Below are 26,334 nucleotides of genomic sequence, written 5' to 3'. Positions count from 1 at the left end.
ATTAGAAATTTACTAAAACAAGTAAAAAAAATCAAGTGTATTTTTTGTTTTCCTTCTAATATGCTACAATAATCCGGTATGTATTAGGTAGCGTATGTGCCAAGAAATCACTTTACAGGCTCCGGCCAAAATTAATTTGTTTTTAGAAGTCACCGGCAAACGTCCGGACGGATACCACGAGCTGGCCACTTTATTTGCCAAAGTATCGCTGGCCGATACTGTTCGTTTATCCGTGCGGGAAGCGGAGACCTCTTCTTTTACGCTTGCTTTAACGGGCCCGCTGGCACCGGTACTGGAAAATCAGCCCAATAATTTAGCCGTGCGTGCGGCCCAATTATTTACCCAACACTTTCATCTTCCTTTACAAATTAATATCTCTTTAGAAAAAAACAGTCCCATGGGAGCCGGACTGGGCGGAGGCTCTTCCGATGCGGGAACGGTCTTGCTAGGACTGTGCCGCTTATTTGACCAAGACCCTCAAGAACTCATTTTACCGGCCGCCCAACTAGGCGCTGATGTACCGCTGTTTTTATACGCAGATACATTTCTAAAAGGAGAGGGTATCGGAGAAAAATTAACTCCCGTTTCGCACAGCCACCCATTACCTTGGGCCGTGCTGGTGTATCCTGATACAGCAGTACCTACCTCCTCTGTTTTCCGTCGATTAACACTCCCTTCGCAAGAAGAGGTGTTGACAAACCTTTCTAAGTTAGATACAATAATAGAGTACTTGCGGCAAGCAAGGCCGGTCGAACAATGGCAACCCCATTTGTTCAATCGTTTAGAAAGTGCAGTGCTGCCGTATGTGCAGTCCGTACGAGATGTAAAAGAAGACTTTTCGGCCCTGGGCGCATGCCCATTGATGTCAGGATCCGGCTCTACCGTTTTTGCTTTAGCACCGGACCGGAAATGTGCTGATGATTTAGCAGGGAAAATATACAAAAAGGGACGAAAAGTATTTGTGGTACATTTCGGAGGGACTAAGGATGAAAATAACTGAAATTCGGATACACTTGATGGGTGAAGAAAGATTGAAAGCTTTCGCTAGTGTAACATTTGATGACTGTTTTGTCGTGCGCAACATGAAAGTAGTATCCGGTGCAAAAGGCGTATTTTTGTGTATGCCGTCTCGTAAATTACCCGATGGAACTCACAAAGATATGGTGCATCCGATCCATCAAGAGTTTCGGCAGTATCTAGAAGAAAATGTATTAAAAGCCTATGCTGATGAGTTGGCCAAACATCCGGCCTCCGAGAATTTACAATCAGCCCCACAGCAAGAGGCACAAGAGTAAGAGTTTTAATTCCGGATGGTGAAATGGTATCACTACTGGTTTTGGTCCAGTCATTCTAGGTTCGAGTCCTAGTCCGGAAACCATATAAAGAGACATTCGCAAGAATGCCTCTTTATTTTTTTAGGGTTTTCGGAAAATGCACCCTCTGCTGGGTGCGTGTTAGGACGAGAAAGCCGGAGCGATGTTTTTGTTTGAGCGACCGTTGTACCGGGTCGCGAAAGACAAAAACCGCGAGGCCGGACTGCAGGCATTTTCTGTCAGGAAAATGACCGGAAGGAGAGTCCTAGTCCGGAAACCATATAAAGAGACATTCGCAAGAATGCCTCTTTATTTTTTTGTCCTTAGATACTCTTTTTATTCTCCTCATTTCTCGTTGCATACCTAGGACTAAAGACCCACCCCCATCTAGAGCCAAAGACTCTTGCTATTCTTACCACAACCTTCTTATAATATACTCAGCACACAGGAGGAACTCATGCATTTTGCTACCAAAACCATTGCCATTACACTCGTCGTCGCCTTGCTAGGCCAAACTAGTTTATACGCGCAGATTCAAGGCCCTGCTGTTTCTTTAGAAGCCTTACAAGAACAGGCTGCAAAAAGCTCTCTCTCTTTGAGAGAAAAAGGACTGATTATAGGCGGAGTTGCTACCTCTGTTGCTTTACTGGTTTCTGTACAACGCATCGCGCGATATAAAATCATTTTGAAAAATCAAAATGCCATAATTAATGCTTTCCAAACAGTAATGGCTCAGGGAGGGAACGCCACTAGCGCCGAAGTGCGAATCGCCGAAGCCGAAGCCAAGGCCGTTGAGGCACAAGCCGCCGCCGAACAAGCCCAGAAGTCTCTTACTTCTGCCGAAAAAACAATTAAGTCTTTCAAAAGCCAGCGTGAATATTATGAGTACCTCATTGAAAGAAAAGAAAATGCCTTGGGAGAAGCAAACACATTATTAGCCAAACGAAACACCGCCGCGCAACAATATCTTGCCGGGAGCGTATCCCTGAGCGAAAGAGAATCAAAATTTATAGAAAAATGCGCAGATTTATTATTAGAAACTTCTCCTAAAGAGCAGGCCATCTACAAAGACGCTATTTTTAGCGACAGAGTATTTACACGTATGTCCCCGGCGGACCAAGCTCGCTTTCGCGCTAATTTGGACGAGCTACTCCGCGCCGTACGTGCACATCAACCTTTAGGAGCGGAAACCTATAAAACGTTAGGGCGGATGATTTTGTTGGATCACAATATCCCTACTACACAACGTTTCCTGCGCGGAATCGGAGAAGCAATGGTTCAAAAAAGTTCCAAGGCCGCATTACCTATTGCTTTACTAGTGTTTATTATGATACCTACACAAAACGCCCGCGCACAACAGCACGACGCAGAACAAGCCAACCGTATTTTGAACGACGTTAATTTCTTGATAAATGCCACGCCGGAACAACTACAGCAAATGCAAGAAAATCCGAAAGCATTGCAAGCAGCCATCATGGCGGCCAGTGTCTTACAAACTTTGGACGATGCCTCCGAAGAAACACTTCCCCTTATTCAAGAAGAGCTTACCCGTCAACGAATTCGCGCCAGTTTACAGGTAAAACAAAAGCCAGCGCGTTAAACTAAATATAAAATCACTTACCCCGCTTTCAAAGCGGGGTTTTTTTATGTTTGAACGTGAGGGCCAAAAGACCTAATGCTTGCTGGGTCTAAAGACTCTTGTGACAAATCTAACAGCTTTCTACAATATAAGTATCTTAAATCCAAGAGGTGTATATGCGTAAACTAATTAAAGTCGTAGCTCTTATCGTAACCGTCGGTTTACTCAGTCAACCGATGGCTTTCGCCCAAGCTGACTCTTTTGTCTCTTTGGTTGATGTACAACGGCAAGCCCGCCAAGATGCTTCCTTTTTGAACGACCATTATGGCCTATTGACCGTGGCAGGAGTGACCAGTGTGGGAGCCATGTTCTTTACTCTCTATGCTACTGCTATGAATGAAAGAACCAAAAGAGCAGAGCAAAAACTGGCAAAATCTTTAGAAGAGAATGAATCCTTAAAAGCTCAAAATAAAGCGTTGAGAACCCAAAATAAAACCTTGAAAGGTGGACATCATGTTAGCAAACAACGCACCCAAACTGTAAAAACAGAACTGAAAAATACACAAGTGGCCAGTAAAGAGTTAAAAGAAGCGTATGAAAAAGAAATTGCCGAGTTGAATGCAAAACTGGCCAAAATGCAACATCAGTTCAATGTCAGACCGGCTAATATAATGTTAAAAACGGGTAGCAAAGAATTTGATATGCAGGCCTATCGTCCTTTGCTCGAAAGAAGCACCAACCCCGAAGCACGCGAGGCATTGCTCAAGCAAATCAAAACGGAACCGTGGTATAAGAGTTTATCTGCCGAAGAAAAGAAATTTTTTGACACGGAATTGCATTATTTAATGGAAGTGTTCCGTCATAAGGGCATTGAAAAAGAAATAGAGTCTACGGCTGTCTATACTTTTGAGCAGACTCTTGTCACCCCAAAAGCCGTTCGCCCGGGCTTAAAGCCGCTCCACCAGCTCTTGCATGAAATAGCTTATAAAGGAGCCGCCAAGCCGATGGCCTTCGCATTAGTGTTATTCACCGGCTTAGATGTTGCACACGCCGCCAAATCCAGCAATATGAAAAGCATGCTAATGGCCGCGCGCATTGATACCGATTTCAATTCATTCTTGAGCGCGAGTTCGCAACAATTGGAGAAAATACAAGACGACAAGCTCGTACGTGAAACTATTATGCGCAATGCGGCTGCCTTGTACAATATGGCACATTTGCATTATCTGTCAGAAGACACTAAAGAGAAAGACATGATGCACATAGAAGATCTGCAAGTCATGTGCCAGAACCTGAAAAATGCCGGTGCGACTCGTCCGACCGTGCCGCAGAAAAAAGTAGCCAGATAAGTCGTAAAACCGATTGGATTTAAGCATTGCACCCCGCCTACAAAATAGGCGGGGTGCTTGTTGATAGGCATAACTTTTATGATTCTATACGCAAGCGCGAAGATAACGGAGCATAGCTTTTTTCATCGGCGGGAGCAGTGGGCCGACCAAACGGCATTTGCGCAATTAATTTCCATTCCGACGCGACCTGAAATAACGCGGCCACGGTAGTGTCAATCAGCGGATTATAATGTTGCAAAGATGCTCCAATTTTTAATTACTGTTTGGAGCCAACGTATAAACTTGGTAAAATAAAGATACGCCCCCGTAACTCAATTGGATAGAGTAGCTCCGTCCTAAGGAGAAAGTTGCGAGTTCGACTCCCGCCGGGGGCACTTTCTACAAATTTCTTCTACAAAAAACTCCGGCCTGATTAGACCGGAGTTTATGAATCTATTTAGCACTTAAAAAGCATTCCCTTCCATCTGCTTTAGAAAGTCTTTATTAGATTTCGTGGAAGATAACTTATCCAGTAGCAAGGTCATGGCATCCACACTGCTTAACGGAGCTAATACCTTACGGATAATCCACATCTTATTGAGTTCATCTTCCGTAAGCAATAAATTTTCTTTACGTGTAGAACTGCGGTTAATATCTACCGCTGGGAAAATACGCCGCTCGGATAACTTGCGGTCCAAGCACAATTCGCTGTTACCGGTTCCCTTAAATTCTTCGAAAATTACTTCGTCCATTCGGCTTCCCGTTTCTACCAGCGCACTGGCAATAATGGTCAAGGAACCTCCCTCTTCCAATTTGCGGGCCGCTCCTAAGAAACGTTTGGGTTTGTGTAAAGAAGTTGCCTCTAAACCACCGGTTAACACACGCCCGGAAGAAGGTGCTACCGTATTATATGCACGGGCCAAACGAGTGATAGAATCCAATAAAATCACTACATCTTTCCCCATTTCCGCCAAGCGTTTGGCTTTTTCAATCACCATTTCGGCCACTTGCACATGGCGTTCGGCCGGTTCATCAAAGGTAGAAGCCACTACTTCTCCCTTAACGCTACGCGCCATGTCGGTTACTTCTTCAGGTCGCTCATCTATGAGCAGTACCATCAACACAACATCTTTGTGATTGGCTTCTAACGAATGGGCGATTGCTTGCATAACCATCGTTTTACCGGTCTTTGGCGCCGCCACAATTAAGGCACGCTGTCCCTTTCCGATAGGCGACATCAAATCAATTACACGCTGAGTCAGTGAATTTTTGTCAATTTCCAAAGTAAAACGTTCGTTAGGATGTAAAGGAGTCAAATTTTCAAACAACGGACGATTATATACATTGGCCGATTCTAAACCATTTACTTTTTGCACTTGCAACATAGCAAAAAACCGTTCCCCTTCTTTGGGTGGGCGAATTAGTCCTTCAATGGTGTCCCCTTTGCGCAAACCAAAACGTTTAATTTGAGAAGGAGATACATAAATATCTTCCGGGCCCGCTAAATAATTATTTTCAACCGAGCGCAAAAACCCAAACCCGTCCGGCAAGATTTCCAATACCCCCCCGCCGTATACGGAGCCATTTTGTTTGGCCTGAATGGCGACAATTTTTCCAATCAAAGCGGCTTTGCGCAATCCTGAAATATCTTCGATATTGTAATTGACGGCCAGTTTAGTCAGTTCAGCAATACTCAACTTATTGAGTTCGCGCGCGTCCATGGGTTTAGCACCGTTAGGTTGGCGCGTAGCCGGTTGCGGTGCATAGGGAGCAGAAGAATTGCCCGTTTTTTGCATCACACGACGTTGCGGACGGTATCCTGTGCGCCCCTTTTCTTGCGAAGAGGCCGCTTTTGTTTCCTCTTTCCCTTCAGATTTAGTTTCTACCTTAGTGGCAGCGGTTTTGGCCGCCTTTTCCTGCGTATTTTCTGACATGCTGACTCCTTACTATAAAATAAATTTTTTTAAGGCATTATTTAAGGCACATACTTTCTGTTCCAACTCTTTTACAGAGCCGTCATTGATAATACAAACATCCGCCTGTGCCGCTTTTTTCAACTGCGGCCACTGGGCTTTATTTCTCTTTACAAAATCGCTTTTGCTTAACCCGCGTTGACAGGCACACTTGGTACGTAATTTTTCCGGCATGATCACGGCTACCGTCATATCAAAAAGATTTTCCCATCCGGCTTCAAACAATAAGGGAACTTCTACCACTCGCACCGGCGCAGATGCTTTTTTCAAACGGGCAGTCATTTCTTTTTTGACCAAAGGATGTATCAAACGTTCTAATTTTTCCCGTTGGGTAGGTTGCTGAAAAATCATTTTTGCCAAAGCTGTTTTGTCTAACCGGCCCCACCAAGTCTGCAACTGACGTCGCACAATGGGACGGGCTGATATTTCCCGTACAAGTTCATCACAACTCAGCACGAAAGCGCCCGCTTTCTTCCATACTTGCAACGCAGTACTTTTGCCGCCGGCAATACCGCCGGTTAGTCCTATCGTTAAATAAGGGATTGGTTTTACTTGCATGAAGTTATGATATCTTTTTAAGTTCGTACCAATTGGCTCCTGCCTTCGCACTCACTACCAATGGTACACGCAGCGTTACTGCTTGCTGCATATGTGTTTTCAAAACGGAAACGTATGCGTCTAATTCTTTTTCCGGCACTTCAAAAATTAACTCATCGTGCACCTGCATAATCATTTTGACCGGGGTATTACGCAATACTTCAAAAATATTTACCATGGCCTTTTTAATGATATCGGCCGATCCGCCTTGTACGATGGTGTTAATGGCGGCGCGTTGTGCAAAAGAAGCCATACTTGCCACGCCCATATTAAACTCCGGTAAATATCGAATATGGCCAAACATCGTTTTAACAAAACCATTTTGCCTTGCTAATGCCACATTTTCATCTATCCAACGACGCACTCCTTGAAAATGGTGGAAATATTGATCGATATATTCTTTGGCTTGCCGCATGGGGATATGCAAGGCTTGAGAGAGACCTAAAGGTCCCTGCCCATAAATGATACCAAAATTAACCGCTTTCGCGCTAGAGCGCATTTGATCTGTTACCATCAGCGGCATCACATTAAAAATTTGGGCAGCCGTTTGTGTATGGATATCCCCCCCATCTAAGAACGCCTGCACTAAAACAGGATCTTTACTTTCATGGGCCAGTACACGCAAATCAATCTGAGAGTAGTCAATACTAAGCAGTACATTCCCTGGGCTGGCACAAAAAGCCCGGCGCAATTGCCGTCCTTTTTCCGTTCGTACCGGAATGTTCTGCAAATTAGGGGCAGAACTGGAAAGCCGTCCCGTCACCGTACCTGTTTGGTCTAAATAGGAATGCACCCGCTCTTGCTCATCGGCCATCAATAATAAATTATCCACGTACGTCCCTTTCAATTTTGCATCGGTCCGATATTCTAAAATCTGTTGCACTACCGGATGTAGAGAAGCGATTTGCTGTAACACTTCTTCATCGGTAGAATATCCTGTTTTTGTTTTCTTTACGGGAGGAAGAGCTAACTGTTCAAACAAAAGCTGTCCTAATTGGCGCGTGGAGTGAATGTTAATGGGAGTGCCGGCTGTTTTGTTAATACTGTCTTGTAACTGCCCCATTTCCTGTTCTAACAGAATTTTGAAACTTTCCAGCCAAGAGCAATCTACCTTCATACCGGTATGTTCCATCTCGGCCAGCACCGTCATCAGAGGCAGCTCTAAGGTTTGGTATAGATCCCACATTTGCTTTGCTTTTAGTTCTGCTTCCAATTTTTCGTGTAAAGCAAATAAATAGGCATTATATCCAGCCAAACGTACCGTGGGATCTTCTTGATTGACTAAAGCTGAAAAATAATGGGCAATAGTACCGGCCGGGCTTAAATCTCCCGACGGGTCCAACATATAACGCGCCAAACGCTCATCAAAACAATGAATCCTTCGTCCCTCTAATGAAAGTTGCAATTCCCGCAGCGTAAACTTTAAGTCATATCCTACTTTTAAGATAGCATCATTAAATACTAAGCGTTGCAAGTCATTTAGTTCCCACGGTTGTATCTCAGCCACCGGAAGTACCGTATATTGACTAGCAGAAATAGAGAGCAAGAGATGTTCATCTTCTACATACAAACCTATTTTGGTCGAAGTCTGCGCCAATTCCAAGATTTCTTTAAGCGAAAGAGAAGAAGGATGTTTCTCCGCAAACAAGTCTGTCGGCATTTGTGAAACCGCAACATCGGAAGACTTAAAAGCCGGCAATAAATTTTTGAATTCATAGCGCGCACACATGGCTTCCAGGCGGGCCGGATCGGGCGGTTGTACTTGGTAGTCAGCCAAGTTAAAGGGCATTTGTAACGAAGGATCCAACACCACTAATTGTTTAGACAACAAGGCATTGCCTTCTTGTTCGCGCAGTTTTTTGGCCAAAGCCGGTTTGATACGAGGGTCATCGTTTTGAGCGGCTCTTAAAATATCTTCCAGATGGCCAAATGTTCGAATTAACTCCACGGTGGTCTTAGGCCCTACCCCTGCCACACCGGGCACATTATCGGCGCTATCTCCTACAATGGAAAAATAATCGGGCAAAAATGTTTGTGCCACGCCAAATCTTTCTTCGGCCGCTTCCGGTCCTTTAATTCCTTCTTTCCCGCCGGAAGGCCAAACCGAAATCAGCGGACTTAAAAATTGATAAACATCTTTATCGGAAGTAACCAATACACTCGGAATATGTTGTTGTTGGGCTTGTAAAGCCAAGAAAGCCATTAAATCATCGGCCTCAATTCCTTCTTGTGCCACCACCGCAAGCCCCATATCACGCACCATGTCACGAGCTAGACTTAGTTGGCTGAGCAGTGCATCTTCCGGTTTTTTACGATTTGCTTTATAGGTAGGGAGTAACATTTTTCTACGAGCACAACCGCCTTTTGAATCAAAGCAAACGGCTACGTAAGCCGGTTTTTTTTCCTGTAGTAATTTAGCCAGCCACCGCGCAAAACCATACAACGCCCCCACCTCTTGGCCGGTGGACGTAGACAATTTAGGCAACGCATGGTAATTACGATGTAAAAAACCATGTGCATCAATCAGAAAGAATGTATGAGAGCTTTCCGAGGACATAAAACAGTTTACAATGATTATCTAGTCCGTGCAATTTGCTCTTTTAGGACCTGCACGACCTCATCCGATTTGCTTTTAAGACTCACACGTCGTGTAAACAACTAATACTACCTTTACTGCTTTGTTTCTTGCCGATATTTCTGTAACGCTTCCTGCTGGTCTTCTGTTAAACCAAAACCGCGCGTCTTGAGTGGCTTGTGTTCCTGCGACCCATAAGGAAGGTGCGTTTTATAAAATCTTCCGTCTTATAACAAAGAGTTCAGTTTTTCTTGCAATGCTGCCTTAGCTTGTAAACCGGATAATTGCGCTACCACTTCGCCTTTTTTGAAGAAAATTAACGTAGGGATAGAGGTAATGCGGTATCTGGAACTGGTGGTAGCTCCATCGTCAGTATTTAACTTACAAACTTTTACTTTTCCTTCATACTCTTTGGCCAATTCTTCCACGACCGGCCCCAACATTTTACACGGACCGCACCACGGTGCCCAAAAATCCACCAAAACGACCCCTTCGTCTTTTAATACTTCTTGCTCAAAATTTGCATCAGTCAATACTACTTCGCTCATACAGCCCCCTTGTAAACAACATATATACTTACAGATTACCAACCAAAAAGCTCTCTGTCAAGCGTTTTTTCCGTGTACAGTAAAGAAAAAGTATAGTACAATAAAGCAAGGAGACGTCTATGCACGATAAACTCATTTGTATTGTTACACCGGAAGGACGCTTTTATTACTGGGCCCAACCGGTAGCAAAAGAATTTTTGGATAAAGATCAAAATATCATCAACTCTGTTGGAGAAGTGCCCGACGGAGAAATAGATGAATTCAAGGTCTCTACCAAGACTACAAAACACTATAAGGACGGAAAGTTGGACGGAAGTTTGGAGATTATTGATCTAAACAGCGGAGAAGTCACCTTCTCCGAACAATACAAAAATGGGGTGCTTATTGACCTGTCCGATCATACACTGCACGGTACTCCCATTTCAGTTATTTCAGCCTCGGCCAATGCTTATAAGGGAACTACTTTGAAAACCACTAAAGGAACCCTATCCTTCTACCTGAACGGCAAAGAAATCGCCGAGCAGACTCTATCCCCCCAAGGATCCGTACTGGAACAATTAGGAGAAATTCCTAACGGCCCTGTCAAAGAATTTGATGAAAACGGTACGCTGCGTTTAGAAACAACGTACCTAAATAATCAAATTGAAGGGTCGCTGTTACGTTACAATGAGAAAGGAGATTTAATCTCTAATGAAACGTATGTGAAAGGGCAATTGCACGGTCCAGCCATGTATTACAGTTACCACATGCATGGCAAAAACACGATCTCTGCCAACTATACACATGGCCAGCTCAACGGAAAATGGGTTGCCTCTTCCCCTAATGGGCAGGCGTATATATCAGCTTCTTATCAACAAGGCCAACTACAGGGAGAACGCACGCTGTTTTTCCAAGATGGGACCATTCACATACAAGAATCTTTTCTCAACGGAAGACTCCAGGGCCAACGCTTGATTTATTTTCCACAGGGACAATTATGGTACCAAGAGAATTACAACAATGGTCGTTTAGAAGGGAACCGTTTTTGCTTTTTCCCAAACGGGCAAAAATATCTGGAAGAATTTTATGCAGAAGGCCTGTTAGAGGGACCGCGTAAAGTATATGCAGAAAACGGGAATTTGCTCCTCAGTGAAGAATATCACTGGGGTAGCTTGTTACAAAATACAGAGCGCAAACGCAAATCGTAATTTTCAGCTGTACCCATTAAAAACCCCGCTCATTACGAGCGGGGTTTTGTAAATAAAAAGTTCTATCAAGCAGTTACTTTTCTTCTGTGGTAACGACTGCTGTTACAGGTTCTTGCGATACGGTGACAGCCGTTACTTCTTCCACTTGTGTTTGTACCATCTGCTTTTCTCCTTCCGTCACCGTTTCAGTAACAGAACTCGTTGTTACATGAATTTCTTCCACGGCAGCGGGTGCATTATCTGCAACCGTTTGGGAGGGCAGATCTGCCTGGGTCGTAGCCGGTGCGGGTTGAGCCGGGGCAACTGCTTCCGCGGTAGCGGGTGTAGCCGTTTTTTGAACCGGTTTATCGGCCGGGCGAGGACGCAACGTTACTTTACGCCATTGTCCTTCCCCTTCAGACACAGTGATAGCAAATTCATTATTTTCCGCTGCCCGGTGAATATAACGACGCAGTTGCGCGCTCATAGGGCGGAAGCGGTACACGCTGTATCCATTTTTAATTTTTTCAATTCCCGTTTGCAGTTCGGCATTGATTTTATCTTCTGCTTTGCGCCAATAATTCTGCGTATCGGCAATCACGGAAATAGGTTTATCAAAATGGCGGCTAATACTTAACGTAGCTAAATACTGCAAGGCCTCCAAAGTTTTCCCGTCTTTGCCAATTACGATTGCCGGATGATCACAATCAAAAGTCAGTAAGATACGATTTTGTTTTTCATCCCACCAGGCGTTTAAGTTTTCTACTTTTACTCCCATGTGTGTCAGTACATCTTCTAAATAGTTTTTGGCTTGTTGCAAGGGCTCTTTTAAGAAGTCCGGAATGACCGCTTGTTGGATCTCTAAAGAGGGCAACAATTGAGCTTCATTTTCACGCGGAGCTTTTTCGGTAGTATGCCGGGCGCTATAAGAACGTCGACCCCCATGCTTAAATTCCGCCACTCCTTCATGGCGACGGCCCCTGCGGTTATTTCCTTTTTTACCAGACGAACGTTTTTTCTTTGGCACGTCCATATAAATTTGCGCGTCCAAATTACCGGATGCCCATCGTTTTTTTTGCAATTCCACAACAGCCGGTTTCGAGCCGATACCCAAAAAACCCTTACGCGGATTTTCCAGCACCTTGATTTCCACTTGATCACGGCGTAAACCCAAATCTTTTAGTCCTTTTTCAATAGCTAAGGATACTTCTTTGGCTTCTACTCTAATTTTGTGAGGCATAAAATCTCTTCTCCTTAATTTGCGTTAGCAATTTTTTTATTTACCCAGGTTTGAATACCAAAGGTAATCAGGCTGTTGGTTAACCAATACAAAACCAGCCCGGACGGGAAATTCATAAACAGCAGTGTAAAAATAAGCGGCATATACTTAAACATGGCCGCCTGTGCCGGATCCATTCCTCCAGGCATGGTGGAACGTTGTTGAAAGAACATGACTCCACCCATCAAAACCGGCAAGATATAATACGGATCCTTGGATGACAAATCGGTAATCCACCAAATAAATTTGGCACCATGCAAGGACCAGGAGGTCCGCAACGCATTAAATAATGCTAAGAAAATAGGCAACTGAATCAAAAGCGGCAAACAACCGGCCAACGGATTAATTTTATGTTTTTGATACAGAGCCAACATTTCACGGTTCAACATCTCCGGATTACCTTTATACTTTTCCTGCAAACGTTTCATTTCCGGTTGCACTTTTTTCATTTGTGCACTGGATTTGAGCGACATTTGGGTAAATTTGAACAGAATCAACTGCAACAACACCGTCAGCATGATAATGGCTACCCCATAATTGCCCGTCCAACTATAGAATAGTTCCAACACATTGCGTGCCAGACGCCCCAGGGCCCCAAAAAAGCCAAACTCAATACTGCGGCTCAAGTGATACGGCAACGTTTCGAATAACTGATAATCCTTCGGCCCAAAATAGAAATCGGATTTCAAATCCTGCGTAGTATGGGCGGCCAATGTGATAGAGGGCACTTGAATAGACAATTGAGGGCCTTCCACCACCGATTCTCCAAAGAGTCCCCACATTCTTTTTCGTGTGGTAACCGGTTCTTTATGCGTTTCCAAAGAGCCGGCCGTCCAATTTTGAGGAATAAGAACACTTAAAAAATAACGGTTTTCTAAACCGGCCCATATCCAGTCTTTGCCAGAAACCGGAGATTTATCTTTTTGTGTAAATTTCACTAAAGTAGGATTACGCTTGCCCGATTCTTGAATCAAATAAACCGCCTTTGATTCCCGTTCATTATCGTTTAATTCACTTTTTACCGTAGCTAAGCCCGGACCAAAATTTACCGCAAAGTCCGGCAAAGTCACTTCTTTACTGGTTTGATTTTCTAATACCAATGTTAGTTGGCTAAGGGAATTTTCCAGAAACTGATAAGTCTTTCTCAGTTCCACCCCGGGTACCACAGAAGCAACAAATGTAATAGATTGCTGGGTTCTTTCTACTTCCTGGAAATCCAACTGTGGCAGAGTGGCAAAATATCCTTCCCCGGCATAGGGAGTTAAATCTACCTCTCCTAAAGTATCTTGATATAAGAAGTGCTTAATACCCGCTCCTTTGGAAGAGAAGGTAATTTGAGCGGTGGGAGCCTGGAAGGAAATGAATTCTTCCGGGCGGGCCGTTTCTTGTACCTTAGACACCGGTAACGAAGCGGCCATTTCTTTCTTGGTTTCCGCCAATTGCTGCTCGGCGGCTTGTTTCTGTTTTTGAGCGCGGGGCAACAAAACAAACTGATTATACCCCGTCAACAGCAGCATAAAACATAAGGCTGCCATTAGGAACTTTCTGTCCATAAAAACCTCTGCTTAGACGGCCGTTCTAAAACGGCAGGCCTCTAATCAGAGAAGTTTCAGTCCGGAAATTAAGGAACTGGGTCATATCCACCCGCATGCAACGGATGGCATTTACTTACACGCCGTACAGCAAGCCACGTGCCTTTACACACGCCATGTTTGGCAATTGCCTCATAAGCATATTGGCTGCAAGTAGGGGTAAAACGACACACCCCGCGCGGACCCAATAAAGGACGAATCAGCGCTATTGCAAAACGCAGCATATACAAAACAGACTTTCGAAACGACAATGAAATCTTATGCATTTCTGGCTTATAGCGGCAGCGGAGAACTATTTAGGTTGCCACAATCCACCGCGGTAACACACTTCTTGTAATGCTTGTTGTACCTGCGGCAGGGAAACTAATTGTTCGCCACAACGGGGACTAAAGATATAGTCCACTCCTCTTGCTAAATTTTCCCGGTTTAATCTGAATGCTTCCCGAAGAAGCCGTTTGATGCGGTTACGTACGACCGCATTACCTATCTTTTTGGATACTACTAAACCCATCCGCCGGTCTGCACCGGTAAAGGGAGCGGGCTTGTACCATAAAACAAGGCCTTTGCCTTGCACACGAACGCCGCCGTGAATAATTTGTTGAAAATCATTTTTCAAATGCAAGCGGCGGTCTCTGGGCAAGCCCTGAGCAGTCATATTAGGCCCGGATTAATTCGTGACGGCCTTTTGCTCTTCTGGAACTGAGCACTTTGCGGCCGCCGGCAGTAGCCATGCGGGCACGGAATCCAATGTGTTTAGCTCTTTTTGCTTTGTTTGGTCTATATGTCGGTAACATGTTGCTTCTATTTATACGGGCGGAGAAAACTCAGGCCCGTATCTCCTATTATTAAGTTAAATTTTCCTGTGTTGGGTATTACACCCCAAAGGGACTTATATATTATAGCTTAATCTAGAAAGTTCTGTCCAAAAAAATATTCTTTTTCTATCAAAAAGTCTTCAAATTTGCTACATTGATATATATGATATTTTCCGATACCGGTATTGTACTTTTCCGCCAAGATTTTCGGGAAGCGGACCGTGTCGTGGCGCTTTATACGCTGCAGCACGGTCGTTTGCATGTGCGCATACCGGGAGTCAATCGTGCCAAAGGAAAATTAAAAGCTTTTAGCGAACCCTTTGCTTGTGCCGATTACCGCATTTATCAGCGCAGTATGAATGCGTTGGGTACTATTACCGGTGGGCAAATCCAGCATATTTTCCCTTCCATACGGCAAAACATTAAACGTCAAATCTTGGCTCTGCATTGTTGTGAACTAATGATGCGCTTAACGCCTTTACGACAGCCCAGTGAGGAAAAATACCACTTACTATTGCAAGCCTTGTTATCTTTAGAAACGGCCGATCCGCTCCCTGCTTTTGCACCGGCTTTTACACTGCGCTTGATGACAGCGGCCGGCTTTGGACTGGATCATCCTGTTTTGAAAATTACTTCCACTTTCTGGCAACGCATACATGAAGAGCCTTTTAATCAGTTGGAATTTACAGAACCGGAAGATTTGCTGTCTCTTGCCAAATGCCAAGAAGTGTGCCGCCGCTTTTTAAATCAGTATTTAACTTATCCGTTGCAAACCGTCAAACCGTTCGGCCTAGCCGAAGAAACTTTTGCTTTTCACTCAACAAATCTCGAGACCACAGAAGAGAACGCGGCTACGCAGACAGAGCTGGTACCTGCACCGGCACATTAACCGGTTAAGACAATAATTCTTCTAATTCCTCGTACGCTTGAGGCATAGCGTCATAAATACGAAAAGCATGTTGGCGCACAAATGAATCCGGTTGTTTCAAATCCGGAATCACTACGGTTCGCATACCAGCCGAAATAGCTGCCGTAGCTCCGGCTACCGAATCATCAAAAGCCAAACATTCCCTCACCCCACTGTTTAGCTGAGCAGCGGCACGCAAATATACTTCCGGGTCCGGCTTAGGTTTAGAAACATCCTGCGCCGTTACAATGGATTTAAAATACTGGAATAAATTTGCTTGTCTAAGCAGGCGCTCCGCCCACGCTCTGCCATTGGAAGTAGCCATGCCTATTTTCAGTCCGCGTTTATGCAAGGCTTCCAACATTTCTACCACCCCCGCCCTCGGAGCAATCAAATGACTGTCCATATATTGTTCAAACTTACGGCCACATGCTTCGTACAAATACGGCACATCTACTTCTTTGCCGTAGTAATTTCTAATGATTTTAGAAGCTTCTTCTAGACTTATTCCCACACAACGCACAAACAACTCAAACGGAAAATCCAACCCCATTTCCCGTGCGGCCGCCTGATAGCACTGGAAATACAAGGGCTCTGTGCTAAACAAAGTACCGTCCATATCAAAAATAGCCGTTGTAATCATATTTGTATTTTACCAAATACAGCCACCCACTGGGTTTTGTATAATACTTATATGAAACAAGGTATGAATTTTCAAGATATTATTTCTTCTTTAAATGACTATTGGAAGAAACAAGGTTGTATTTTAGTGCAACCTTATGATATGGAAAAAGGAGCGGGTACTTTTAACCCCGCTACTGTACTGGGCGCTCTGACCAAGACACCGGTGAACCGCGCTTACGTGGAACCTTGCCGCCGGCCTGCCGATGGCCGCTACGGCGAAAACCCCAATCGCTTGGGCAAATACTATCAATATCAGGTCATCATGAAACCTGCCCCGGCCAACATTCAGGAAATTTATCTCAATTCTTTAAAAGCTATTGGTTTGGACCCCAAACAGCACGACGTGCGCTTTATTGAAGATGACTGGCAATCCCCCACCTTGGGTGCATCCGGCGTCGGCTGGGAAATTTGGTTAGACGGCATGGAAATCACGCAATTTACATACTTTCAAAACATGGCCGGTTATAGTCTAAATCCCATTACCGTAGAAATTACCTACGGATTGGAACGTATTGCCATGTATTGCCAGAAAGTAGATAATGTATTTGATTTGCGATGGAATGACGATGTTACCTATCGCGATGTACATTGGGAACAAGAACGGCAGTTTTCCCATTATTATTTTGAAGAGTCCAGCGTAGAACGTCTGCGCCGTGATATTGAGGAAAATGAAGCCGAGTGTCATGCCTTGTGCAAAAAAGGGCTTTACTTGCCCGCCTATGAATGCGCCATGCGTGTATCTCACTTCTTTAATATGTTGGAAGCACGCGGCGCCATTTCTGTATCGGACCGCACCAATATCATTACCAAAATCCGCAATTTAGCCAAAGCCTGCGCTAAAGTATATGTGGAAAGTGTAGAGTCCAAAGAAGAAAAGAAAGAGGAGACCGCCCAATGAACGCTTTTTTAGAAATCGGATGTGAACATTTGCCGTCCCGCTTTGTTAAACCGGCCATGCAACAAATGGAAACGTTGGCCAAAAATTTACTCGACGAACATCGCATTACTTATCAATCGGTCAGCGCATTTGGTACCTACCGCCGTCTGTGCTTGATCATTGAAGGAATTGCCGAAAAGTCTGCCGATATTCAAAAAGAAGTCAAAGGACCTCCGGCCAAACTATTAAAAGATGCCAACGGTAACTTTACACCGCAAAGTGCCGGGTTTGCCCAAAAAAATGGCCTTAAACCGGAAAAACTGGTGATTAAAGAAACCGACAAAGGCCCCTTCATTTTTGCGGATGTTAAAATCAAAGGAGAACAAACCGCCAAGCTCTTACCGGAAATTTTTACCCATATTATTACCGGTATGGAATTTGCAAAAAATATGGTGTGGGAAGAAAGCGGACTGAAATGGGGCCGTCCGATACGCAGTTTAATCGGTTTATACGGCACAAAGGTAGTTCCGTTCACTGTAGCAGGCGTGAAGTCTAACCGCTACACCTATCCGCTGACTGCCTTTGGGCGCAAACCTATCCGTGTGGAAAAAGCAGATAAAGATTATTATGTAGAACTGCTTAGAAATCAACCGCAGCCCATTTTTGCTTTACCCGAAGATCGCCGCGAAGCACTGGTACGCGGAGTAATGGCAGAAGCTAAAGCCCGCGGCTATCATGCGGACTTAGACCCGGAATTGGTGGAAGAAATTGTCTATTTTACCGAGCATCCGGTAGCAGTAGCCGGTGATTTTGATTTGCAATTTTTAACGTTGCCCAAACTTTTGATCACTACCGTGTTCAAAACGCAGCTCAAGATGTTTCCGGTAGTTGACGGGCACAATGATATTCAGCCGTATTTTATTGCGGTACGCGATGGCATTTCCGTCAATCAGCCTGAAGTACGCGATGGATTTAAAAAGGTAATGTCTGCTCGTTTGTCCGATGCGGTTTTCTTTTATGAGAATGATAAAAAAGAGAGCTTGGACTATTTCAAAAACAAATTGGCAGACCGCACTTTCTTAGAAGGATGCGGCACTTTGCTGGACAAATCCGAACGCACGCGAGAACTGGCCATGTGGCTATGCGACCGCTTGCATGAAGATTCCATTAAAGATTCCGTAACTTATGCGGCCGGCTACGTCTATGCAGATTTAGCCAGCAGCGTGGTTTATGAATTTCCGGAATTGCAGGGGTATATGGGCGGGCGCTATGCTGAACTGGAAGGCCACGCCGAAGAAGGCCACGCCATGGCACAAGCCTATTGGCCGCTATCCGCCTCGTCGGAACTGCCCGAAACTTTGACCGGAGCCTTTGTATCTTTAGCCGGCAAAATAGATACGCTGGCCGGCAATTTTATCATCGGTCAAATCCCCACCGGTAGTGAGGACCCCTATGCTTTGCGCCGTCAAGCGTTTGGCGCAGTACGCATTTTATTGGAAAAGGGATTGGATCTTTCCTTAGAACAATTGCTCCAAAAAGCATTTTCTCTTTATAAAGGTAAAGAAACCAAACAAGCAGAAGCTGCTTTGAAAGACTTTTTATTTCAACGTCTGGCATTGCTCATGCAACAACGCGGTCACGAAGCCGGTTTGTTGGAAGCGGTCAATCCGTGGTACAAAATGCCGTTACCGAACATTGAGTTACTGCTTGGCGTACTGCAAAAAGAACGCAATAGCGAGGCTTTTTTGGCCGCGGCCAATTCTGCCAAACGTGTATGCAATATCTTGAAAAAGGCCGAACCTTCCGACGGACAAGTCAAAGAAGATTTGCTCAAAATGGATGCGGAAAAAGAATTATTCTCCGTGATTACCATGACCGAAAACAGGATTGCCGCTCTGTCAGCCGGTTGCCAAAGCGAGCAGGATTGCTTATGGACACTGAGCGCGTTTGGCAAATTTGCCAGACCGCTGGAAAAATTCTTTGCTGACGTCATGGTCAATGTGGAAGATAAAGCCGTGCGCAACAACCGCCTCGCGCTATTATGGCGCGTACGCCAACTACTCACGCAAGGCTTAGTAGATATCAGTAAGATATAGGAAATAAATTGCAATAAAAAACCTCCGGCCCAACCGGAGGTTTTTTATTCTATTCTAATATACAAAAAACACCCCGCTCGAAAGAGCGGGGTGTTTCACTAACTAAATAGTTATTTGGCTTTGGCCGTTTTTTTGACGGCCGGTTTTTTCGCAACCGTTTTTTTGGCCGGGGCTTTTGTCCCTTTATTTACAGCTTTAGCCAAGCGGGATTTTTTGCGAGCAGCCGTTTTCCAGTGGATAGTTTTCTTTTTGGCAGCTTTATCAATGCTAGAAGCTGCTTTTTTCAAATCTTCAGCCACGGTGGCGGCTTCGGCCTTTACAGCGGCGAGCACTTTTTTAGTAGCCACGCGTACTTTTTTCATCAGGCCTTTATTTTGAGAAGTTCTCTTCTCAGCTTGTCTTTGCGCTTTCAAAGCGCCGGTATGTCTACCAGTTTTCAATTTTGCCATATTAATTATTTTTCCTCACGAGAAATCTCTCTTGCTATATATTTTACTCTATTTGAAAGCCAAGGGTCAACTTTCTTTTTCCTACGCGCTACCCAGAAATGCTACAATAGCGCCATGGATCCGCGTATTGAATTATTGCCTAAGAAACCCGGTGTGTATATCATGCGTTCCCGCGAGGGAGCGGTGATTTACGTCGGAAAAGCGAAAAATTTGTCGGACCGTGTCAAACAATACTTTCAAGACAGCAACCTCTATTCGCGCGGGTGGAAATTGCCCAGCCTTCTGCCGCTAATATGGAAAATAGACTATGTCACCGCCGCTTCGGAAAGAGATGCGCTGGTGCTGGAAGAAAAATTAATTAAAAAATACCAGCCCTTTTTTAACTCCTTGGGTAAAGACGGCAAACAGTATCCTTACTTAAAATTGTCTCTTTCAGAAGACTTTCCGCGGCTTTCGATTGCACGCAAGAAACTACCGGGAAAGGATTTATATTTTGGGCCTTATCCCAAGTCTAGTATCGTGCGCAGTTTAATGCGCTTTTTATGGAAAAGCAAATACGCGCCGCTACGTCCGTGCAAGTGGAGTTTCTCCCGCCAAAAACCCTTAGATCCGAAACGTTTTAAATCGTGCATTTATTATCATACCGGTTTATGCCCGGCTCCGTGTGCCGGAAAAATTTCCTACGAGGACTATCAAGCTATTGTTCGACGTATGACTTTGTTTTTAGAAGGGGATTTTACGGAAATTACCCAACAAATCACCACCCAAATGAAGGCTTGCTCTGATAAATTGCAATACGAACAAGCCGCCGTATTTCGCAATTTTTTACGCGCGCTGGATCACATGCGCGAGCGCGTGATTGTGGCCGAATATAAGGACGAAAAAATTACCGACGCCATTGCCAATTCCGATAAACTCAAACGCTTGGCCCACATTGTGGGCTTGACGCGCTTACCGGCACATATCGAAGCTTTTGATAATTCCCATTTATTTGGGCGTGAGGCGGTGGGTTGTATGGTGTGCTATATCAACGGAGAGAAAAATCACGAACATTACAGACGATTCAAAATTAAATCTAAATTGCCCGCGCGCGGCGGCAGTGATTTTACCATGATGCAAGAGAGCGTATTCCGCCGGCTACGCCAAATCAAGAAAGACCCCAGTCAAAAGCCGGATTTATTTTTGTTAGACGGCGGCAAAGCGCAAATTACCGCCGCGCTAAACGCTTGTGATAAGGCCGGGCTATATATCCCCATGATTTCGCTAGCGGAAACGCACGAAGGAATTTATGTACCCGGCCAAGAAGAGAGTATTAAACTGCCGCTGGGAGATCCGGCGCTTAATTTACTCATGGAAATACGCGACGAAGTGCACCGCTTTGCCATCACCTATCACCGCAAACTGCGCAACAAAGCCGCGCTGTCTAATGAAGGGCATAAGAACTAATTTTGCGGACATTTGTGGTCGGAGGGACAATTCTGTCCTTCACAACAACCCGTTCCAACATACGTCACATCATAACAACCATAATATGCGTTTGAAATACACTTTCCACCACTATTTACCGTCATATGAGAACACCCTGCCATTACACTGGCCTCGCAGATGCCGCCGGCATTAACTGTGATATAATTACACCCGTCTTGATGATTACCAACACACTTTCCTCCCTGATTAATTTCAGCATGATGACATCCGCCAAACGCATCTGCAATACATTCTCCGCCATTACTAACGATACTACTATTGCACCCCACATCATAATTATTAGCATATCCACCAGAAGTAGCTCTACAAACGGATTCTGCTCCGATTTCTTTACCATGTTGATTGGTATAACCGCATTGTTTATTACCTAAATCATCACTACCTAATGCCTCACACCGGGCCGCATTAGTCCGGTAGCATTTTGTTTTACTAGAACTCCAACTTTGCTCTGCATGTTTACAGGTACCTTCGTCTATTTCTTGGTCTAATAAATAGGCGGTATAACCACCGTCTACTGACATCACATATTGCCCGCCCAGTAGTTTTTCACATAGACGGGTGCCGCGGCCTTCCGGGCCGTCGTTTGCTTCACAATGTAACTGTCCTGCAAAATTTACATTTTCATCTAAATAACTAGATAATCGCACATTAGGTAGTTTGCTGTTTGTCGCTCGAACAACATTGACACTGCCGTCGTCATTAATGGTTTCTATGGTATATTGCACGTCACCGTCTGGCATACGAACATCTAAATTTTCCATATTAGCAGTATATAGTCCATTGCTCATTTTGATAGCTTCTTCCGCATCTTTTATCGCTTTAGCTCCCGGGAGCATTGTGCTCCAATGGCTCTTATCCACTGCCCCTTGATACATAGGGATAGCAATGGCTGATAAAATACCAATAATCAGTACAACAACTAGCAATTCAACTAGGGTAAAACCTCTTTTCATAATTCCTCCCAACTAAAAATAAACAACTGTTTTTTCCTTCAAAAACACAGTTAGAAACAACGTAAACGACAAAAGTGTCACAAACACTTCAGCGCATAAGAAAATCGTAGCAAAAAAAAAAAACAAGTCAAGCCTTTTTTATTTCCCGACGAGAAAACGACCAAAAAAACATCCTCCTTGGTAGAGGAGGATGTTTGCAAGTTGGGGTTATGTAAATTTATTTCAGCAACTTATTTAATCTGCCTTGCGCGCGCGAGGCCCATTTATCGGTAGGATAATGGATAATTAAACGTTGGTATATTTCGGCGGCTTGGCTAGGTCTGCCTTGTTGCTCATAGGCATAGGCCGCTTCATACATAAGTTCGGGGGCCTGTTGGGTTTGCGGATAGGTCAGCAAGGCTTTGTCCAAAGCAGCCGTTTCCAAAGCCGGATTTTTCAAACGGCGTTGCGCCACTTGCGCCGCTTCCGTCCACAGAGCCACCTGCTTTTTTTCATCTCCCGCAAAAGCATTTGCTCCCTGCATCAGCGTTTCGTAAGCGGCTTGATATGATTTGGTTTTAATTAACACATCGGCTTTACCGCGCCAAGCGTCGTAAGCGCTCGGTTTGCCTCCCAAGTCCGCAATGGCTTTGTCATAATACACCAAGGCCTCGTCGTAATTTTTTCGGTTTTCTTCCATGACGGCCAAATGTTTGTATACAATCCCGATTTCGGCCGAGTCCGGATATTGCTTTAATACTTGGTCATACAGAGCCGCGGCAGTGTCATATTCTCTTAAATCAGCCGCGTACACATCTGCAATCATACGCAAGCTGGCGGCTTTATACGCCGTGTTGGGGAATAATTTATACACTTTGTTATATTCGAGGATGGCCGCATAGTAGTTTTTATTTTGGCGGTGCCAATCCCCATATAAGAGCGTCATTTTGTCCAATTGTTCGTCTTTCGGATTTTGGGTAAAATATTCTTCAAACAGCACATTGACCGGTTGATACACTTTCTCCAAATTCGTTTGCACCAACTGGGTCAACAAGGCCGCTTGTCGGGCTTGCAAGGTCTTTAGAGCAGAAGTATCTTGCGTCAAAAGCTGCAAGGCTTGGCCTTTTTGGCGGTGGTTTAATTCATCCATTGCTTGTTCTACGTTAGCAGACAGTAACGCCACTTCTTGCGGTGAAGGAAAATAAAAACGCACCTGATACCATGTGATCAACGCCATATCCAACCAATTTGCCCGCTGGGCATAATCGGCTTTCATCATCATGGCCTGTTTGGTTTCTTGATGCCCCGGATGGGCCTGTAGCCACTGGTCCAAATCCTGCGCTAAGGCTCCGGCATACGCACGGTCCTGACGAGTCGTTTTCCCTTTGGTTAGCGCTTCCTGCTGATAAAACGACAATGCCGCATCCTGCGCGGACAACAACGGTACGCATCCCAAACAGCACACACAGGCTAAAAGAACTTTTTTCATGTCTGCTCCTATCTGTAATTGGTGAATTGTAAGTCTAATCCGAAATCTTTTTCCCGCAATAAAGCCTGCGTGGCCTGTAATTCATCTTTGGATTTAGAAGACACCCTCAGTTGATCTCCCTGAATAGAGGCCGCCACCTTTAATTTGGCATCTTTGATGGTTTTGGAGATCTCTTTGGCTTTATCGGACGGAATCCCTTGTTGGATTTTAATGCTTTGTTTGGCCGTACCGCCCAAAGCCGCTTCCACTTTGCCTTGGGTTAAGTTTTTCAAAGCTACGCCGCGTTTGGCCAAACGCGTGAACAAAACGTCCCGTAACGCGCCTACCTTATATTCGTCACTGGAACGCAAATTTAACTCATTGTCTTTTTGATTGAGTTCAATGCTCGAATTAGTACCTTTAAAATCGTATCGGTTGGCAATTTCTTTATCGGCGGCACTAACGGCTTCCGCGATTACGTTCAAATCTACTTTACTGACCACATCAAAGCTATAATCTGCCATGATTACCTCCTACGGGTTATCGAAAAATCAATGGATTACATATATTATATATTTTTTGTACAATGAGGTTAGCAGCGGGTGTGTGCCTCCGCTGAAATCTAAACAGGAGAAATACTAGTCGTATGGGCAGCCGTACCGCCCGATAAATGCTTATGTATATCAAAACTCGTCTGACTGTGATGAACTTTCTCCAGTTTGCCGTTTGGGGTGCCTACCTAACCTCTATGGGCATCTTTTTGGCGGGAGCTGGACTCGGTGATAAGATTGGTTGGTTTTATGCGACACAAGGTTTTGTGTCTCTTTTTATGCCGGCCGTGATCGGCATCGTGGCGGACCGCTGGGTACCGGCTCAAAAATTATTGGGCTTGTGCCATTTACTGGCCGCTATATTTATGGCCGGAGCCGCTTATTTCGGTGCGCAAAGCACGATTAATTTCACCGCTTTATTTACTTGCTACACCATCAGCGTGGCCTTTTATATGCCCACTATTGCGTTGTCCAACTCTGTAGCTTATACGGTACTTCGCCAACAAAATTTAGATACTGTAAAAGTATTTCCTCCCATCCGCGTATTTGGTACGGTCGGTTTTATCGCCGCCATGTGGATTACCAACTTTGCCCAGTTCCAACTCAGCTACGCGCAATGGTATTTCTCCGCAATTTTAGGCGTAGTATTGGCACTCTATTGTTTTACCATGCCGAACTGCCCCACCTGTGCTACCGCTGCCAAATCTTTGGCAGAAGCCTTGGGTCTCAAAGCATTTGCTCTGTTCAAAGAAAAAAAGATGGCAATTTTCTTCATCTTTTCTATGTTACTGGGAATGTCTTTGCAAGTGACCAACGGTTTTGCCGGCCCCTTTATTACCGGATTTAACGAACTGGCCGGTTTTACGGGCTCTTGGGGAGCCAACAATGCCACGGCTTTGGTCTCTTTATCACAGATTTCCGAAACCTTGTGTATTTTGCTCATTCCGTTCTTCCTCCAACGCTACGGTATTAAAAAAGTAATGCTGATCAGTATGTTTGCTTGGGTACTGCGCTTTGGCTTTTTGGGTTTAGGGAATCCGACCACCGCGGTAGGTATGTTGTTATTAATCGCCTCTATGATTGTGTACGGCGTGGCGTTTGACTTCTTCAACATTTCCGGCTCTTTGTATGTGGACCAAGAAACTGATGCTTCCATCCGCTCTAGCGCACAGGGTGTATTTATGCTGATGACCAACGGTTTTGGCGCGGCTATCGGCTCTTTAGCGGCCCAAAAGGTTATCAACAACTTGGTCTATGTGCACGCCAATCCCGCTCTTAAGGTTGACGGTGTTTATCCGATGTACTTGTCTCAAATGATTAAAGACGGGTGGAGTGAATCCTGGTTCATTTTTGCGGGATTTGCTTTAGTGGTAGCTATTTTGTTTGCGTTTATGTTTAAGTACGAACACAAACCGCAACAAAATTAAGGTTTAAGCTCTGTAAAAACACCCCGCAGATTTCTGCGGGGTGTTTTGTTAGATAATTCAATTATAAATCGCCATCGATATATTTTGTTTGCAGAAGTCAAACTAGTTTAATACACACTGATCGCCACCACAAATACTTTCACAGACACTTTCATCATTGTTTCCACAGGTTATCTCTCCCGATGAAAGTTGTAAAAGCAACCAATACGGAATACTTTCGCTTTTGATACGTTCCGCAAATATATAACTATGGTCATCATCAAGTCCAAAACTCCAATCTTTTGTGTTATAACATATAACATCTTCATCCAACATACAATTTGTAGTTATAGGTCCGGGAAAACCAATGTCCATTTGAGTAAATAAATTTGTTGTTTCATCTTCATACGTACAAGAATTATCATCCATTCCGTTTTGTAATACACACAATTGATAGTTTTTATATAGAGAATTAAGCATAATACGAGCTTCGGAAATGCGTGATTTTTCTACTGCTTTCTGATACTGCGGCAACGCAATAGCCGATAAAATACCGATAATTAATACAACTACTAATAACTCAATAAGCGTGAATCCTTTTTTCATACAACCTCCTTTTTCCCTGCCGTCACCCCGCAAGGTTTCTGTGCGGGGTATAATGTTGTTGCAAAACTACTTATATCCCGCATTACAACACTGCAAGATGACGTG

Annotated in this window: 25 protein-coding genes, 1 tRNA gene and 1 pseudogene; 11 read left to right on the top strand and 16 right to left on the bottom strand. The window is 44.4% G+C overall.

The annotated features are described in order from the left end of the window. Positions 1–94 precede the first annotated feature (94 nt). The 4 genes from ispE (at position 95) to IKN49_01510 (ending at position 4,241) form a co-directional block, all read left to right on the top strand. The gene (gene ispE, locus IKN49_01525) at positions 95–1,000 is read left to right on the top strand and encodes a 4-(cytidine 5'-diphospho)-2-C-methyl-D-erythritol kinase (protein MBR3631736.1); all 906 of its coding nucleotides are present in this window, start codon (positions 95–97) and stop codon (positions 998–1,000) included. After that, complete coding sequence (locus IKN49_01520; GenBank protein MBR3631735.1) at positions 987–1,295, top strand: SpoVG family protein; 309 nt, start codon at positions 987–989, stop codon at positions 1,293–1,295. Before ispE ends, IKN49_01520 begins: the two co-directional genes overlap by 14 nt. A 475-nt stretch (positions 1,296–1,770) precedes the next feature. After that, positions 1,771–2,913 (top strand): hypothetical protein, encoded by a 1,143-nt coding sequence (locus IKN49_01515; protein ID MBR3631734.1) that lies wholly within the window; start codon positions 1,771–1,773, stop codon positions 2,911–2,913. 155 nt (positions 2,914–3,068) lie between these two features. Then, the gene (locus IKN49_01510) at positions 3,069–4,241 is read left to right on the top strand and encodes a hypothetical protein (GenBank protein ID MBR3631733.1); all 1,173 of its coding nucleotides are present in this window, start codon (positions 3,069–3,071) and stop codon (positions 4,239–4,241) included. A 76-nt stretch (positions 4,242–4,317) separates the two neighbouring features. Here IKN49_01510 and IKN49_01505 read toward each other — a convergent pair whose 3' ends face one another. Next, positions 4,318–4,479 carry a hypothetical protein gene (locus IKN49_01505; GenBank protein ID MBR3631732.1) on the bottom strand — a complete coding sequence of 54 codons (162 nt, stop codon included), beginning with the start codon at positions 4,477–4,479 and terminating at the stop codon, positions 4,318–4,320. A 62-nt stretch (positions 4,480–4,541) separates the two neighbouring features. Here IKN49_01505 and IKN49_01500 point away from each other — a divergent pair. Next, positions 4,542–4,615, top strand: a tRNA-Arg gene (locus IKN49_01500). Between the two features lie 69 nt (positions 4,616–4,684). Here IKN49_01500 and rho read toward each other — a convergent pair. From rho to trxA, 4 genes are all read right to left on the bottom strand, one after another. Beyond that, positions 4,685–5,941, bottom strand: coding sequence for a transcription termination factor Rho (gene rho / locus IKN49_01495; GenBank protein ID MBR3631731.1), 1,257 nt, complete (start codon positions 5,939–5,941; stop codon positions 4,685–4,687). A 225-nt stretch (positions 5,942–6,166) separates the two neighbouring features. Next, positions 6,167–6,751: a dephospho-CoA kinase gene (coaE, locus tag IKN49_01490; protein MBR3631730.1), complete on the bottom strand. Its 585-nt coding sequence runs from the start codon at positions 6,749–6,751 to the stop codon at positions 6,167–6,169. A 4-nt stretch (positions 6,752–6,755) separates the two neighbouring features. Next, on the bottom strand, positions 6,756–9,347 hold the full coding sequence (gene polA, locus IKN49_01485) for a DNA polymerase I (protein MBR3631729.1): 2,592 nt from the start codon (positions 9,345–9,347) through the stop codon (positions 6,756–6,758). A gap of 245 nt (positions 9,348–9,592) precedes the next feature. Continuing rightward, positions 9,593–9,913 (bottom strand): thioredoxin, encoded by a 321-nt coding sequence (trxA, locus tag IKN49_01480; GenBank protein MBR3631728.1) that lies wholly within the window; start codon positions 9,911–9,913, stop codon positions 9,593–9,595. Positions 9,914–10,032: 119 nt separating this feature from the next. On the opposite strand from trxA, the gene IKN49_01475 reads away from it, so the two are divergent. Beyond that, entirely contained in the window at positions 10,033–11,100 is a 1,068-nt protein-coding gene (locus IKN49_01475; protein ID MBR3631727.1) for a toxin-antitoxin system YwqK family antitoxin, read from the top strand. A 73-nt stretch (positions 11,101–11,173) separates the two neighbouring features. On the opposite strand, the gene IKN49_01470 is transcribed toward IKN49_01475, so the two are convergent. From IKN49_01470 to rpmH, 5 genes are all read right to left on the bottom strand, one after another. Next, a complete protein-coding gene (locus tag IKN49_01470; protein ID MBR3631726.1) occupies positions 11,174–12,319 on the bottom strand; it encodes a Jag N-terminal domain-containing protein in 1,146 nt (381 codons plus the stop codon). Positions 12,320–12,333: 14 nt separating this feature from the next. Then, positions 12,334–13,911 carry a membrane protein insertase YidC gene (yidC, locus tag IKN49_01465; GenBank protein ID MBR3631725.1) on the bottom strand — a complete coding sequence of 526 codons (1,578 nt, stop codon included), beginning with the start codon at positions 13,909–13,911 and terminating at the stop codon, positions 12,334–12,336. A 68-nt stretch (positions 13,912–13,979) separates the two neighbouring features. After that, positions 13,980–14,216, bottom strand: coding sequence for a membrane protein insertion efficiency factor YidD (yidD, locus tag IKN49_01460; GenBank protein ID MBR3631724.1), 237 nt, complete (start codon positions 14,214–14,216; stop codon positions 13,980–13,982). A 26-nt stretch (positions 14,217–14,242) separates the two neighbouring features. Next, complete coding sequence (gene rnpA / locus IKN49_01455) at positions 14,243–14,605, bottom strand: ribonuclease P protein component (GenBank protein ID MBR3631723.1); 363 nt, start codon at positions 14,603–14,605, stop codon at positions 14,243–14,245. A 1-nt stretch (position 14,606) separates the two neighbouring features. Continuing rightward, positions 14,607–14,744 (bottom strand): 50S ribosomal protein L34, encoded by a 138-nt coding sequence (gene rpmH / locus IKN49_01450; protein MBR3631722.1) that lies wholly within the window; start codon positions 14,742–14,744, stop codon positions 14,607–14,609. 184 nt (positions 14,745–14,928) lie between these two features. On the opposite strand from rpmH, the gene recO reads away from it, so the two are divergent. Then, positions 14,929–15,654 carry a DNA repair protein RecO gene (recO, locus tag IKN49_01445; GenBank protein MBR3631721.1) on the top strand — a complete coding sequence of 242 codons (726 nt, stop codon included), beginning with the start codon at positions 14,929–14,931 and terminating at the stop codon, positions 15,652–15,654. Between the two features lie 4 nt (positions 15,655–15,658). On the opposite strand, the gene IKN49_01440 is transcribed toward recO, so the two are convergent. Continuing rightward, positions 15,659–16,315, bottom strand: a complete 657-nt coding sequence (locus IKN49_01440) for an HAD family phosphatase (protein MBR3631720.1) — start codon at positions 16,313–16,315, stop codon at positions 15,659–15,661. Positions 16,316–16,378: 63 nt separating this feature from the next. Between IKN49_01440 and IKN49_01435 the strand changes: the two genes are divergently transcribed. Together IKN49_01435 and IKN49_01430 are read left to right on the top strand one after the other, a co-directional pair. Beyond that, on the top strand, positions 16,379–17,254 hold the full coding sequence (locus IKN49_01435) for a glycine--tRNA ligase subunit alpha (GenBank protein MBR3631719.1): 876 nt from the start codon (positions 16,379–16,381) through the stop codon (positions 17,252–17,254). Continuing rightward, positions 17,251–19,329, top strand: a complete 2,079-nt coding sequence (locus IKN49_01430) for a glycine--tRNA ligase subunit beta (protein ID MBR3631718.1) — start codon at positions 17,251–17,253, stop codon at positions 19,327–19,329. Before IKN49_01435 ends, IKN49_01430 begins: the two co-directional genes overlap by 4 nt. Positions 19,330–19,439: 110 nt before the next feature. Here IKN49_01430 and rpsT read toward each other — a convergent pair whose 3' ends face one another. Continuing rightward, positions 19,440–19,778, bottom strand: coding sequence for a 30S ribosomal protein S20 (gene rpsT, locus IKN49_01425; GenBank protein MBR3631717.1), 339 nt, complete (start codon positions 19,776–19,778; stop codon positions 19,440–19,442). 114 nt (positions 19,779–19,892) lie between these two features. On the opposite strand from rpsT, the gene IKN49_01420 reads away from it, so the two are divergent. Then, the gene (locus IKN49_01420; GenBank protein MBR3631716.1) at positions 19,893–21,224 is read left to right on the top strand and encodes an excinuclease ABC subunit UvrC; all 1,332 of its coding nucleotides are present in this window, start codon (positions 19,893–19,895) and stop codon (positions 21,222–21,224) included. Here IKN49_01420 and IKN49_01415 read toward each other — a convergent pair. From IKN49_01415 to IKN49_01405, 3 genes are all read right to left on the bottom strand, one after another. Continuing rightward, positions 21,221–22,219, bottom strand: coding sequence for a prepilin-type N-terminal cleavage/methylation domain-containing protein (locus IKN49_01415; protein ID MBR3631715.1), 999 nt, complete (start codon positions 22,217–22,219; stop codon positions 21,221–21,223). The genes IKN49_01420 and IKN49_01415 overlap by 4 nt on opposite strands. A 217-nt stretch (positions 22,220–22,436) precedes the next feature. Then, positions 22,437–23,687, bottom strand: a complete 1,251-nt coding sequence (locus IKN49_01410; protein ID MBR3631714.1) for a tetratricopeptide repeat protein — start codon at positions 23,685–23,687, stop codon at positions 22,437–22,439. A gap of 8 nt (positions 23,688–23,695) precedes the next feature. Further along, positions 23,696–24,190, bottom strand: coding sequence for a YajQ family cyclic di-GMP-binding protein (locus IKN49_01405; GenBank protein ID MBR3631713.1), 495 nt, complete (start codon positions 24,188–24,190; stop codon positions 23,696–23,698). 152 nt (positions 24,191–24,342) lie between these two features. On the opposite strand from IKN49_01405, the gene IKN49_01400 reads away from it, so the two are divergent. Further along, positions 24,343–25,644, top strand: coding sequence for an MFS transporter (locus tag IKN49_01400; protein ID MBR3631712.1), 1,302 nt, complete (start codon positions 24,343–24,345; stop codon positions 25,642–25,644). A 480-nt stretch (positions 25,645–26,124) separates the two neighbouring features. Here IKN49_01400 and IKN49_01395 read toward each other — a convergent pair. Next, positions 26,125–26,229, bottom strand: a pseudogene (locus IKN49_01395) (prepilin-type N-terminal cleavage/methylation domain-containing protein). Between the last annotated feature and the right edge of the window lie 105 nt (positions 26,230–26,334).

Source organism: Elusimicrobiaceae bacterium (genome assembly GCA_017528825.1).
Taxonomy (GTDB): Bacteria; Elusimicrobiota; Elusimicrobia; order Elusimicrobiales; family Elusimicrobiaceae; genus Avelusimicrobium.
Note: the sequence above shows the minus strand (reverse complement) of the source record. Positions and strands in the feature narration are given on the sequence as shown.